We start from the raw sequence: 12,891 nt of genomic DNA, 5'->3' as shown, positions 1-12,891 counted from the left end.
GCGGATCAGGAGAGAGGAGGCCGGCGTGACCTCGATCAGTTCGGCGAGCCCGGCCTTCACCGGGCGCGACCCCGACAACCGGCTGTTTGGGCCGCTGCCCGACGTGCAGGGCGAGGCCGGCTACGACGGCGACCACCCGGCGCGGGTGGGCTTCTTCACCGACACCTCGGTGTGCATCGGCTGCAAGGCCTGCGAGGTGGCGTGCAAGGAGTGGAACACCCTGCCGATGGACGACGCGCACGGCGTGCGTGACGTCATGGGGCTGTCCGGGATGTCCTACGACAACACGGGGCAGCTGGGCGCCAACTCCTGGCGGCACGTGGCGTTCATCGAGCAGACCCGAACCGTGGACCTGCCGATGCCGACGTTCGGCCGGCCCGGCGACGACCGCCAGGACAGCGGCCGCTCGGTCACCGACGGCCCGAACGACGAGAGCCTGGCGACGGCGCAGCAGAGCGTGCTCAACGCCGAGGCCCTGTCGGAGTTCGACCCGCAGACCGGGCAGTCGGGGACGGACAAGCAGATCCGCTGGCTGATGAGCTCGGACGTGTGCAAGCACTGCACGCACGCCGGGTGCCTGGACGTCTGCCCGACCGGCGCGCTGTTCCGCACCGAGTTCGGCACCGTCGTCGTCCAGGGCGACATCTGCAACGGCTGCGGCTACTGCGTGCCGTCCTGCCCGTACGGCGTCATCGAGCAGCGCAAGGGCGACGGCCGGGTCTTCAAGTGCACGATGTGCTACGACCGGCTGACCGACGGCCTGCAGCCGGCGTGCGCGACGGCGTGCCCGACGCAGTCCATCCAGTTCGGCAACCTCGACGAGCTGCAGGCCCGCGCCGACGCGCGGCTGGCCACGCTCAAGTCGCAGGGCGTCGAGACGGCCCGGCTCTACGGGCGGGACGAGCACGACGGCGTCGGCGGCGCGGGGGCGTTCTTCCTGCTGCTCGACGAGCCGGAGGTCTACGGCCTGCCGCCGGACCCGGTGGTGACCACGCGCGACCTGCCCGCGATGTGGAAGTCCGCCGGAGCGGCCGCGGCGATGATCGTCGGGGTGGCGCTGTCCGCCGTCCTCGGCTCGCGGAGGAAGTAGACGTGACCGACCGTGCGAGGTCACGCATGGGCAGAGCGACGTCTGGCACGGCTCCGACGAGCGCCGGCGAGGAGGAGCTGTGACCGAGGGCATCACCACGCCCGGCGCCGGCTGGCGTCGCGCGGACGGGCCGCCGGCGCAGCGGCGGCAGAAGCGGCGCCGCCGCGGCGGGGGCCGCCCCGGCGGCGAGGTGGCGATGGTCGAGGAGGCCGAGTTCACCTCGTACTACGGCCGGCCGATCATCAAGCCGCCGGTGTGGAAGACGCCGGACGTGCCGCTGTACCTCTTCCTCGGTGGCGCGGCCGGCTCGTCGTCGATCATGGCGGCGATGGTCGATCTCACCGACCGGCCGACGCTCACCCGCAACGCCCGGTACGTCTCCGGGGGCGCGGCGATCGCCTCGGTCGTGTTCCTCATCCACGACCTGGGCCGGCCCGAGCGGTTCCTGCACATGTTGCGGGTGGTCAAGCCGACGTCCCCGCTGTCGATCGGCTCGTACATCCTGGCGCCGTTCAGCGCGGCGGCCGGGGCGACGGCGGCGGTGGAGCTGCTGGGCTGGTTCCCGCGGCTCAAGCGCTTCGGCGGGGTGGTCGCGGCGCTGTTCGGCGGGCCGCTGGCGACCTACACCGGGGTGCTGTTCGCCAACACCGCCGTCCCCTCGTGGCACGCCGCGCACAAGGAGCTGCCGTTCGTCTTCGGCGCCTCCGGCATGGCTGCCGGCGGGGGCCTGACGATGGCGCTCAGCCCGGTCGAGGAGGCCGGCCCGTCGCGCACGATGGCGGTGGCCGGCGCGGCGATCGAGCTGGTCGCGATGCACCGGGTCGAGAACGAGCACGGCATCGTCAGCGAGCCGTACCACGAGGGCAAGGCCGGCCGGCTGCTGCGGGCGGCCAAGTCCTGCACCGCGGCCGGTGCGGCGCTCACCGTCATCGCCGGACGGCGGCGTGCGGGTGCGGTCGCCGCGGGCGCGCTGCTCGCGGCCGGGTCGCTGCTCACCCGCTTCGGCGTCTTCGAGGCGGGCATGGCCAGCGCCAAGGACCCCAAGTACACCGTCGTCCCGCAGCGCGAGCGGCTCGCCGCCCGCGAGGCCGGTCAGCAGGTCGCCTCGAACGGGCACGCCTCGACGATCACCCGCTGACGCGCCGACCCGGACGCCCGTCCGCCGCCTCCTCGCCGGGGGCAGCGGGCGGGCGCCGTCGTCGGCGGGCGCCGGGCCGGTCAGCCGGCGACGAGTTCGACCTCGACGTCCAGGGCGGCGTACGTGGACATCGCCCGGGCGTCGCGGGTGAGGAGCGGCGCGGCGGCCGCCCGTGCGGCGAGGCCGACCAGCGCGTCGTAGACGGCCCCACCGGCGATCCCGCGGGCAGCCAGGACCCGGGGGAGGGCGCTGAGCTCCTCCGGTGGGACGGTCAGCGGGGTGGTGAAGTCCGCCTCGAGCAGTCGGACGGCGTCGTGGGGAGCGACACGGGCATCTGCGGGCAGCCGGGTCAGGACGGAGTACGTCTCGGCTTGTGAGTGGGTGGTGAGCACGAGAGCACGGCCCGACGCGTGCCGGCGGACCGCGGAGTGCGCCGTGTGTGAGCGCAACAGGAGCGCGACGGCGGCGCTGGTGTCGAGGACGAGGGGCGTCACCGACGGCCGGCGTCGAGCAGGTCGAAGACCATCTCGTCGGTCACCTCGGTCGAGGACTCGGCGACCAGGCCGTCGCCCTCCGCGACGATGCGTGCGGTCCGCCCCGCCGGGACCAGCTGTAGGCCGTTCCCGTAGCGACTCAGATCGACAACCGTGCCGGGCGTCAGGCCGAGAGCATCGCGCAGGGGCTTGGGGACGACGAGACGGCCGAGGCCGTCGATGGTGGCCTTCACTGGTAGAACGCTACCAGTGGACTGCCAACGCTGACTCGACAGCTCGCACCCCCGTCCATCCTTCGTCGAGGGCACGCGGGAGCCGTCAGCGGGCGGCCGAAGGCGGCGGCAGCAGGCCGTCCTCGATCGCGCGCACGTACAGGTCGCGGCGGGTCGGGGCGGGCCGGCCGGCGTCGGCGTACTTGGCGCGGATCCGCCGCAGGTGCGTCTTCAGCGTCTCGGTGTCCATGCCGAGCGAGCGGGCGACCGCCGACTGGACGTCGTTGGTGGACACGTAGGCCAGCAGCACCTCGAGCTGCCGGGGTGCCAGGCGCGGCCGGACCGGCGTCGTCCCCGGCCGGTGGCCGGCGCGAACCCGCCGGAGCGTGCCGACGGGGTCGGTGCCGGGCTCCAGGACGACGACCTGGCAGCCGCGGTCGGCGAGCAGGGCGGTCTGCCCGGCGGTCGGGGCGCGGTCGCAGAGGCAGACGTCGGCGCGGGTCCCGAGGACGACCAGCGCCCCGGCGGAGTCGGCCCACGCCACCACCTCGAGACCGGGCACGCCCTCGAGCGCGGCGGCCAGCGCGGTGCGGTCCGGCGGGGCGGCGGCGACGACGGCAACGCGGAGCGTGGTGTCGTCGTCCCTCTGTGGCACCGGGCACCCCCTCCCACCTGCGGGTACGTTCCCATCCACAGCGGGACGCCGCAGGTCCGCCCCGCCCGGCCGACGGAGGGGACACGCGTGAGCCAGGCAGGACCGCCGCACCGCACGGTGTCCCTGCACGAGCTGCACGTCGTCGGCCCGCACGGACTGCCGGTCCGGCACCGCACGGTGCAGGTCGTGCGCGCCCTGCAGCCCGGGCTGGCCTCGTACACCTTCCGCTTGGACCGGCGCGAGGCGTCGGTGCGGGTGCTGCGCGGCGCGACGGCGGACGAACCGCGGCCCGACGGCGAGGGGTTCACGGCGGTGGAGCTGCGCTTCCCGCGGCCGCTGCGCCTGGGGGAGACCGCGTCGCTGGAGTACGAGACGGTCTTCGACTGGCAGTCGGTGCCGCCGCCGCAGCTGCGCCGGGCGGCGCGGCAGCCGGTGGAGCGGCTGGAGATGCGGGTGGCGTTCACCCCCGGGCGGCTGCCGGCCGAGCTGCACTGGGCCCTGTGGGACGGCTACGGCCCCGACGCCGGGCTGCGGGCGGCCGAGCGGGTGCCGCTGGACGACGAGTTCTCGGCGCACCGGTTCATGGACGAGATCGAGGGCGTCACGGTGGGCTTCACGTGGACGTGGCCGCCCGGTGAGGAGCCGCGCCTCGGCGGACGCTGAGCGGGTGCGTCCGGCGGGGGCGGTGACGGCGTCTTCGGCATGGCCGCCGGTGGGGGCTGACGATGGAGCTCAGCCCCGTCGAGGAGGCCGACCCGTCGCGCAAGACGGCGGCGTGCGGTGCGGTCGCCGCGAGCGCGCTGCTGGCGGCCGGGTCGATGCTCACCCGCTTCGGCATGTTCCAGGCGGCATGGCCGGCGCCGGGGGCCCGAAGCGGACCGTCCTCCCGCAGCGGGAGCAGGTCAGGGTACGTGAGGACGCCGGCTTGATCGTGCGCTGAGCGATCACTGCTGCAGCAGCCGCTGGATCTCCTCGTACGCCGGGGTCGGCTCGCCGCCGTCGAAGAGCAGGTCGTGGCCTTGCCGCAGGCTTCCGTTGCCGTCGACGTACCAGTCATAGCGGTCGTCGACGCCCCAGGTCGTGTAGGAAGCACACCCAGGGTGCCGGAAGCAGGCAGCGAACACGGCGGCGTACTGGTCGGCCTGGGCGTCGGTCCCCTCGGCGTCGGTCACGTCGTTCTCCGAGATGCGCACCTGCAGGCCGTGCTCCGCGAACAGGTCGATGCTCTGCGTCAGGTCGTCCGCTCCGATGGCGTCCCGGTCGATGTCGTAGACGTGCGCCTGGAGTCCGACCCCGGAGATGTGCCCGCCGCGGGCGTTGGTCTCCAGCGCCAGCTCGAGCAGCGCGTCCTGCCGTGGGCCCGGGACATCGGCGCCGTTCTCGTTGAGGAACTGTGCGACGTCCGGGTCGGCGGCGTACACGGCCTGCGACACGACGGCCGGGTAGTCGGGCCCGAAGACCCGGTACCAGACGTTGTCTTGCAGCTCGGTGCCCTGGTCGACGTCGAACGGCTCGTTCACGACGTCCAGTGAGTCCAGTCGGCCCTTGAAGTGGGTGACGACCGCGGAGACGTAGTCGAGCAGGGCGACTGCGCTCGATTGCCGTTCGGACTCCGTGTCGGTGGGCAGGTCCTGCATCCACCGGGGTAGGGCTTCACTGAACGTGATGGTGTGGCCGTGCACCGTCAGCCCGTGTCGTCGGGCGATGTCGATGAGGGCGTCGGCCTCCGCGAACGTGTAGACCCCCCGGCTGGGCGAGAGGAACTGCGGCTTCATCGCGTTCTCCGGCGTGACGGAGCCGAAGTTGGACAGGGCCGCCCGTGCATAGTCCGGGTCCGAGGTGAGCGGGCCGAGCGCCATCGCGGCGCCGACGCGGAACTCCGGACGTACTCGCGCGGTTAACGCCTGCAGGCCGTCGGGTGCGGGCGGGACGAGGAGGTCCCGGGTGTCGATGACGCGCAGGTCGCCGTCGCCCCCCCGGGCCGTCAGCGAGCGGACCGCGAAGGAGCCGCGTTCGCTCGAGAGGCCGAGCCACAGCTCGCCGGAGGTGAAGACGTCACCCCCCGCGACCGAGGCGACGGTCCTCCCGTCGCTGGCTACTCGCAGCTCCTCACCGGACCGGCTGACCGTCAGCGGCGCGGCTGGGTCGCTCAGCACCACGTGCTCGTCGTGAGCAGGGCGTGGCCGCGTGACGTCCTCCTGCGGGGAGCCGTCCCAGACGGTGATCCCCAGGTCGCTTCCTCGGAGCGTCAGGCGGACCGCGGCCGGCTCGATGCGGAACTCGTCCGCGACGACGGGCGGGCGGTCGTAGAGGGTCAGTGACGCGTCAGCCGTGGAGTCCACGATCGTGACAGTGATCGAGAAGTGCCCGTGGACCGCCAGACGGGTGCCGTACAACTGCAGCGGTGGATTCGGCTGCCCGCCGCTCCCGTCCTGCTCGACGATGCGCCGGTCGGTCGCGCCGACCACCAACCCGCCCGCCCCGACCGTGACCCCTGGCAGGTAGGCCCAGTCCTGTTGGAGCAGGTCCACGGTGAGCTCGGGCTGAGGGACGTGCTCGGGAGTGGAGCAGCCGACGAGAGCGAGCACCAGGCCGGACGCCAGCACGATCAGGTTCGATCCGCGCGAACGCCCGGCCATGCGCTCCTCCTGCACTCGCCGTGGAGCTACCTCTCCCACCACCGCACGTCGTCGAAGTGGGCGCGGAGCCCGGAGTTGCCACCCACGATGACCTGCAGGCCCGCCGTGGCGACGTCCGACGAGGTCGGCGAGTACGTCAGGGTGACGTCGAGGCTTCCGGCCGTCCGGGTGCCGAGCTTCCACTGCCCCGAGGTCCAGGCGCCCTCGGCGTCGTACTCGTCGATGTAGAAGGCCACCTCGCCGCGTGGCAAGCTCTGGACGTCGAGGCGTGAGGTGATCGTGTAGTCGTTGGAGGAGTTCACGGCGACCCGCGGGGAGAAGAGGTGACTGTCGACGGCCGATGTCTGCAGCCGCACCGAGTCGACCGGGTCGGCGGCGCTGCCGTGGTCGCCGGTGTCGGCGACGATGGTGGCGGGTGCGTTCGTCGTCCAACCGTCACTGATGCCGCGCTCGAAGCCGCCGTTGGCGAGTAGGTCGGTCGTCGCCGGGGGCGGGACCTCCTCACCGAGCGGGAACATCTGCGAGTTGCCGAGGTAGGCGGTGATGCCGGTGCCCGCCACGATGACCTGCAGACTCGCCCGGGCGACGGCCGACGAGCTCGGTGTGTACGTGAAGTTCACGCTCTCGACGAACGGCGACGTCTCCGCCATGCGGTACTGCCCCGAGATCCAGTCGCCGTCCACGTGGTACTCGTCGACGTAGAACGCGACTTCACCGCTGGTGAGGCTCTGGACGTCCAAGAAGTTCTTGAACATGTACGTCGTTCCTGGGCTCGTGTCGACCACCGGTGAGAAGAGGTGGGTGTGCGCCCTGTCGGGGTTCGAGACCAGCTTGACCGCCCCCGTGGGGTCCGGGTAGCTGCCGTTGCTGCCGGTGTCCGCGGTGATGTTCGCCGGGTCATCGGTCGTCCAGCCCTTCCCCATGCGGTTGGCGGACGTGAGGCTGGGCAGCTCGTTCATGCTGCTGGTGACGAGGCCCTGGCTGACGTTGACGTCGCGGATCTCGCCGGCAGCCTTCCTGGCCTGCACGTAGCCGGCCAGCTGGTCCAACTCAGCGGTGCTGAACTGGTAGGCCGTGGGATCCGGGCTCGGCGTCGGGGCGATGTCGTGGAACGTGAAGATGACCCAGGCGTTGGTGGCGATGGCCTGGTCGACGACCGCCTGCAGGGACGCGACCGTGTCGACGGTCTCCTGCACGTTCACGACCCTCAGCAGGAAGTCGTTGGGCGGCCACGCGTTCGTGCCCTCGTCGTGGAAGCCGCGCATCGACGTGTAGTACTTGGCGGCCGTCGAGACGACCACGTTGTCGTAGTCGCCGTACGGTGGCGCGAAGGCGGTGGCGTCGATGCCGTGGGCTGCCAGGGCGGCCTTGCTGTCGGCCATCTGCGCCTCGACCTCGGCGGCCGTCAAGGTGTTCGCCTGGCACCCCGGCGAACCTGACGCGGCGCTGCTGGCGAGGCAGGGATGGTCGACCGTGTGCGACCCGATCTCCCAACCGTAGGTGCTCCGGAGATCGGTGATCTGCTCCCATGTCATGTACGGCAGGCGCGGGTTGGCGCGGCAGTCGTTCGGCACGGCGGTGACCCCGACGCAGTCGGTGACGATGTAGCTGGTAGCGGTCAGTCCGTGAGCGTTGAGCGTGGGTGCGGCCTGCGTGTAGGTGCTCAGCAGTCCGTCGTCGAACGTGAACGAGACCAGGGCCGCGGGCGCGGCGTTCTGGACCTCGGCGCGTGCGACGGCAGGGCTCAGACTCGCGGTGAGGACGACGAGGGCGACGGTGAGGCTGACCAGCCGGACGGCGGCCCGGAGACCTCCCAGGGGTGCCCGCATGACGATCAAGAGCCTTTCCGGTGGGATGCGGACGGGGCGCTTGTCTGCGCCCACGGGTCAGGACTTGGTCACCTCCGAGAAGGCCTCCGACACCGGCTCGACGCGGATGCCGCTGTCTCTGATCAGGTCGAGGTGGGTCGTCAGAGCGTCCGCGAAGACGGTGCGCCGGTCACCATCGTCGGACGAGGCAGGGCCGATCTGGTGGTAGACGAGGATCAGCCAGCCGTGTGAGCGCTGGGTCTCGGCCAGTGCCTCCGAGAGGGCCTCCGGCGTCGTCTCCTTGTCCAGGTAGAGCACCTTCAGGTCATAGGGATCGAGGTTCTGCCGGGTGTTGATGCCGGTCTCCGTGCCGCGCAGGGTCTGTACGTACTTGCGTGCGTACCACTCGACCTGGGCGTCGCTCCTGCCGTGGGGGGTGGCCAGGTGCTCCGTGGGCAGGCCGGCCTGCGCGAGTGACTCCTGCCCTCTGCGCAGTTGTTCGTCGATGCGACGGGCACTGATGGCCGTGAGGTCGACGTGCTCGTAGCCGTGGAGGGCCACGTCGTGGCCCTCACGGTCCAGCGCTTCCAGCTCGGCTGCCGTCATGAAGTCAGGCGTCTCGATGGTCGCGGGGTTCACGTAGAAGGTGCCCGCGTAACCGTACTGCTCGAGGCGTGGCACGGCTCGGGAGTAGGCCGACTGCCAGCCGTCGTCGAAGGTGATGGAGACCAGTGGGCGATCCCAGTGGGGAGCGCCGGGCCGACTCACGTCCACGAGAGCTTGATCGCGCACCGCAGTGGACCCATCACCATGCGACACGATGGTCGTCATCAGCGTCGCAGCCTCGGCAGGTACCTGGACGTATTCCTCGATCTGGGTCCACTCTCCGGCCGGTAAGACGGTGTCGAGGTAGATGAACCGGTGCCCCCCGTCCGCGTCCTGGAACTCCGCCACCACGTCGACCGGCTGGTCCGATCGGTAAGTGGCGGTGAACCGGAGGTGCTGATCCGGCCGGACGGCGATGGGCTCGTACTGCCACTTGGCCTCACCGCTCCGGTAGTCGGTGATGCGGGTCTCGAGGAAAGGGCCCTCGTCGTCGCGCCCCTGCTGGAAGTCCACGATGGACTCGCCCGAACGGTACGGCGACCATTGCCTGGGCGAGGTGCCGTTCTGCACCGCCAGCTCGGCATTCGGAATCAGGTTCGGCGCCGTAGGAGGAGCCGGGTCGACGTGGACGTCGTGGGCCGGCACCAGATAGGCGCCGTCCACGTCGAACGTGCCTGCCGAGGCGAGCCTGAAGACGTACTGGACGGCGACCACGTCGTCGTCACTGCTGAACGCACCGCTCACCGTCGACCAGGGCAGCCGGTGCTCCGGGTGGTCCTCAAGCGCGACGAGCCGATCGCTGCCGTCCTGGTAGGAGTAGTGGGCGAGGAGGGTGAACGCTGGCGGGCCACCTGATGTGTAGGCCTTGAACAGGTAGCTCTGATCCGGCGAGACGGGAACGCGCGGACTCGTCAGCGTCACGTCCCCCGAGGCATACCGGGGCACCTCGACCCGCAGGGCGTGGTCCGTGATGGAGCCCTGCACCGTCCGGAGCGAGACGTCCGCGTCGCGGCTGTGTCCGACCCGCCAGCCGCCGGTTGCCTCGGTCCCGACCGTGGTCACGGCCGGGAACAGGTTGGCGCCCGGGGCCGCCTCGCTCACTTCGTCCAGCCCCTGCGTGTACCGCAGCCAACCCAGGGTCAGGAGGGTCGCCGCCAGGGGCACCACGACCAGCGGATGGCGGAACAGGCCCCTAGCCCGCATTCGCCGTCACCACGAGTTTGCCGGCCCGCTTCGGAGATGACCAAGTGCTCCCCACGTCCGTCCCCCGGGTGAGCGAGCGTGCTCTGACCATGCAGCGGATGATCGCTGTCAGTTGGATCAGGTCCATGATGTAGAAGACGAAGTACGCGGTGGGCGCATACACGGACAACCGCAGACATGCCCGCCGGGACAGGGTCTCGTCCATCCATATGGTCAGCAGCGTGTAGGCGGTGATCGTTGCGTACGCACCCACGACGAGGGCCGGGCTGTGCTGTGACAGCGATATGTACACCGCGTACGTCCACGCCAGCGGGGAAACCAGGAGCGTGAACTCGCTCAGTACCGCCATCGGCATGCGGTACATGGTCAGAGTGCGGCTGTACCGGTGACCTCGGTTGCCGATCAGGTGGCGGTACTTGACCAGGTTCTGCATGCTGCCGTACTTCCACCGGTAACGCTGGCGCGCGAGGGCGCGAAAGGTGAGGACGCCTTCCGTCATGGCCACGACGTCGGCGCCGTACACCAATCTGAACCGCCGGTTCCCGAGGCTGGTTATCTTGGTGCTCAGACCGATGTCCTCGGTCAGTGTGTCGGTGTCGTAGAAGCCCACCTTCCGAAGGACCCGCATGCGGTAGGTGGAGGCGACCCCACCCACCACGAATTCGCAGTTGGTCACCGAGTAGAGCTTCTTGGAGCGGTATCCGATCATGTGTTCGAACTTCTGCAGCACACCGATGACGGTCGGCTCGTCGATGATCTGGACATTGGCGGCTACGCCGGCCACCCAGGGGTCCTCGAAATAGGAGAGGGCGTTCGACACCGCATTCGGTGAGATGAGCGAATCGGCGTCCAGCGTCATGACGTACTCGCCGCGGGCGTGGTGGCGTAGTACCGCATTCAGGGCGGCGCCCTTGCCGACGTTCTTCTCCATCCGGTGGAGGCGGAGGTCCATCTCCGGGTGCAGGGCCCGGTAGTCCTGGACCAGTTGCTCGGTCCGGTCGGTCGAGGCGTCGTCCGCGACGATCACCTCGTACATCGGGTAGCTGCTCATGCGGATGGATTCGAGGGAGCGGGTAATCACCTGCTCCTCGTTGTGGGCCGCGATGACGATGCTGACCAGGCCCGGTACCTCTGCGGGCCAGGCCTGCGTCGATGTGGCCGTGGCTGCACACTCAGCCCATGCCCGAGGAGGTGTGAAACGATCGAGTAGGTGCTTCCGCCGGTGCTGCCAGATGTCGTAGAAGTTGGCTCCGACGAGGTAGAGCCCGAAGTGCACCACGTACATCAGGCTGACGCCGGCGAACAGGTAGAACTGAACGCTCGAGAGATCCACGTTCAGGCCCCGTCCGCATCAGTTCGATTGAGGGAGCCTGATCGGAGCTCCCGACGTCGGTACAGCACGTGGCAGGCGACGAAGCGCACGATGAGCGTGACCACCACCAGCGCCCAGAGTGTCAGACTCACCGAGGTCATGAACGAGAGCAGGCTCTGGAACATGGCAGCGTCGCGTCCGAATGTCTCGGCGGCGACGACGTCGAGCTGAGCTGCCGAGAAGTGCATGGGTGGGCCTCGCTATCCATGTGCTGTTGCCCGGGTCCGGGCTGTCGGGAGGTGACGCGGCATGGGCGCGCGACACTGCTGTTCGTCGGGTGAACCGGAGACGACCGCGTCGGCGGCAGTGCGGAATGGAGGTCCGATATTCAGCGGGTCGGATCGCCGCGCGGGGTGGTCCTGCCGAGGTGGCGAGTCGGAATGGGGGGCGGGGATGCCGAGCGACGAGACGATGGCGCTCGGTCGGTGAGATCTGACTCGGCTGTGAGCCCTGCGTCTGCCACGAGGATGGACGCGCTTTCGGGCCAGCACGTGCTGGCCCGGGCTGCGCAGGAATTGATCACCAGAATCCCCCGTGCTTGCTCGCTGACGGTCCGCGACTGGTGACGACGATCGTTGAGGACGTGAGGATTCGGCCAGAGGGTCTAAACCCTTACCTGCCGAAATTCGGCCTGTCGTGACTCAGCGTCTTTGGCGGTAACCGTCATGTACGGCGTGATCTTCGCGGTTTGATCATCGGTGACCGACTGCCCTGTTTCGCGGCGCGTCCGTGACGGAGCTGTGTGCCGGGCAGCCACTCGGACCTCGGGCGACGCTGGCTCGCCGGGATGCAAGCCGTGGCCTGCTGATGCGTCCGACCTTCCCGTCGTGCTGTTCGTCCGAGCGGCTGGGCCAGCTCGGTCAGGACAGTGGGATCCCGGCGGCGGCAGGAGGGCGGCGAGGCGCGTTGGTGATCGGGTGCAGCCCGGTGATCGCGCACGCGGCGGTGACCCTGGCAGCGGGATCAGGTGCGGATGGAGGCGTGTTCTGTCGTCGCCGTGCCGGCGCTGCTGGCCCTGGCTCGCATGTGTGTCGTCGGGTACGGCTGCGGGGGCGGGTCGGCCGGGCGACGCCAGCCTGCAGAGATGGTCGGCTGGATCACTGGCCGCCACTGCTCGCGGTCGTGCTCGGCTGCTGGCGTCCCGGCCCGGTAGCCGCAGCGCGCCGTGGCGGCTCAGCAGTGCGGCCGTGGCGGATGACCACCGGGCCGTGATCGAGAGGTCGGCGCTCCGCAGGGAGACGGTGACCCCGCGGGTGGTCGCGCAGGTGATCAGGCCATGCTCTGAAGCGACGAGGCCGGCGCAGGGGCGTGAGCGGGGTGGAGTCTCCGCTCGCCGCGCGGAAGGACCTGCGTCCGGCGGGGGCGGCGACGCTGAAGGAGGGGGCGTGGGGGTCTTCGTCTTCGCGGTGCCGGTGCTGCTGGTCGTCGTCCTGGGCTACGCGGTCGGGTACACGGTGTGGGAGGCGGCCGGGCTCGGCGGCAACCCGGAGCCGGCCGGCTGGCTGACCGGGCTGGCCCTGCTGGCGGTGGTGTCGTGGCTGCTGCTGTCGCGGCGGGCGCGGTTGCGGCGGGCGCGCCGGCGGGCGCGGGCGCGGGGGGACGACGCGGAGTCCGCCCGGCTGGCGGGGGAGCTGGCCCGGCGGCGCCGGGGGCGGGGCTGAGACGGGGCGTCCG

12 protein-coding genes are annotated in these 12,891 nt (G+C 70.6%); 4 read left to right on the top strand and 8 right to left on the bottom strand.

All coding sequences use genetic code 11. The features are described 5' to 3' along the window. Positions 1–25: 25 nt before the first annotated feature. Positions 26–1,090 carry a 4Fe-4S dicluster domain-containing protein gene (locus ACI79G_RS19250; protein WP_091223201.1) on the top strand — a complete coding sequence of 355 codons (1,065 nt, stop codon included), beginning with the start codon at positions 26–28 and terminating at the stop codon, positions 1,088–1,090. A gap of 79 nt (positions 1,091–1,169) precedes the next feature. Next, complete coding sequence (gene nrfD, locus ACI79G_RS19245) at positions 1,170–2,228, top strand: NrfD/PsrC family molybdoenzyme membrane anchor subunit (RefSeq protein ID WP_456882707.1); 1,059 nt, start codon at positions 1,170–1,172, stop codon at positions 2,226–2,228. A gap of 80 nt (positions 2,229–2,308) precedes the next feature. Here the strand turns inward: nrfD and ACI79G_RS19240 are convergent, their stop codons facing one another. The 3 genes from ACI79G_RS19240 to ACI79G_RS19230 form a co-directional block, all read right to left on the bottom strand. After that, positions 2,309–2,722 carry a PIN domain-containing protein gene (locus ACI79G_RS19240; RefSeq protein ID WP_456882706.1) on the bottom strand — a complete coding sequence of 138 codons (414 nt, stop codon included), beginning with the start codon at positions 2,720–2,722 and terminating at the stop codon, positions 2,309–2,311. Then, on the bottom strand, positions 2,719–2,955 hold the full coding sequence (locus ACI79G_RS19235) for an AbrB/MazE/SpoVT family DNA-binding domain-containing protein (protein ID WP_456882705.1): 237 nt from the start codon (positions 2,953–2,955) through the stop codon (positions 2,719–2,721). The genes ACI79G_RS19240 and ACI79G_RS19235 overlap by 4 nt, the downstream gene beginning before the upstream one ends. An 85-nt stretch (positions 2,956–3,040) precedes the next feature. Further along, positions 3,041–3,589: a response regulator transcription factor gene (locus ACI79G_RS19230; protein ID WP_456882704.1), complete on the bottom strand. Its 549-nt coding sequence runs from the start codon at positions 3,587–3,589 to the stop codon at positions 3,041–3,043. Positions 3,590–3,676: 87 nt separating this feature from the next. Here ACI79G_RS19230 and ACI79G_RS19225 point away from each other — a divergent pair, with 87 nt between their 5' ends. Next, positions 3,677–4,252 carry a hypothetical protein gene (locus tag ACI79G_RS19225; protein ID WP_456882703.1) on the top strand — a complete coding sequence of 192 codons (576 nt, stop codon included), beginning with the start codon at positions 3,677–3,679 and terminating at the stop codon, positions 4,250–4,252. Positions 4,253–4,533: 281 nt separating this feature from the next. On the opposite strand, the gene ACI79G_RS19220 is transcribed toward ACI79G_RS19225, so the two are convergent. From ACI79G_RS19220 to ACI79G_RS19200, 5 genes are read right to left on the bottom strand one after another with little or no spacing between them, the layout of a single operon-like run. Further along, complete coding sequence (locus ACI79G_RS19220; protein WP_456882702.1) at positions 4,534–6,228, bottom strand: endo-1,4-beta-xylanase; 1,695 nt, start codon at positions 6,226–6,228, stop codon at positions 4,534–4,536. Between the two features lie 26 nt (positions 6,229–6,254). Further along, on the bottom strand, positions 6,255–8,057 hold the full coding sequence (locus ACI79G_RS19215; RefSeq protein ID WP_456882701.1) for a polysaccharide deacetylase family protein: 1,803 nt from the start codon (positions 8,055–8,057) through the stop codon (positions 6,255–6,257). Positions 8,058–8,114: 57 nt separating this feature from the next. Next, positions 8,115–9,809, bottom strand: a complete 1,695-nt coding sequence (locus tag ACI79G_RS19210) for a polysaccharide deacetylase family protein (RefSeq protein ID WP_456882700.1) — start codon at positions 9,807–9,809, stop codon at positions 8,115–8,117. A 25-nt stretch (positions 9,810–9,834) separates the two neighbouring features. Further along, a complete protein-coding gene (locus tag ACI79G_RS19205; protein ID WP_456882699.1) occupies positions 9,835–11,178 on the bottom strand; it encodes a glycosyltransferase family 2 protein in 1,344 nt (447 codons plus the stop codon). Between the two features lie 2 nt (positions 11,179–11,180). Continuing rightward, complete coding sequence (locus ACI79G_RS19200) at positions 11,181–11,405, bottom strand: hypothetical protein (RefSeq protein WP_456882698.1); 225 nt, start codon at positions 11,403–11,405, stop codon at positions 11,181–11,183. Between the two features lie 1,197 nt (positions 11,406–12,602). On the opposite strand from ACI79G_RS19200, the gene ACI79G_RS19195 reads away from it, so the two are divergent. Then, entirely contained in the window at positions 12,603–12,878 is a 276-nt protein-coding gene (locus ACI79G_RS19195; RefSeq protein WP_456882697.1) for a hypothetical protein, read from the top strand. Positions 12,879–12,891: the final 13 nt, after the last annotated feature.

The sequence above is a fragment of the Geodermatophilus sp. SYSU D00779 genome, from assembly GCF_054050595.1.
This window is presented reverse-complemented; position numbering and strand designations above follow the sequence as displayed.

Coding starts and splice junctions, on each gene's coding strand:
- ACI79G_RS19215 (WP_456882701.1), bottom strand. CDS start 8,057: ATGCGGGCACCCCTGGGAGGTCTCCGGGCCGCCGTCCGGCTGGTCAGC.
- ACI79G_RS19200 (WP_456882698.1), bottom strand. CDS start 11,405: ATGCACTTCTCGGCAGCTCAGCTCGACGTCGTCGCCGCCGAGACATTC.
- ACI79G_RS19220 (WP_456882702.1), bottom strand. CDS start 6,228: ATGGCCGGGCGTTCGCGCGGATCGAACCTGATCGTGCTGGCGTCCGGC.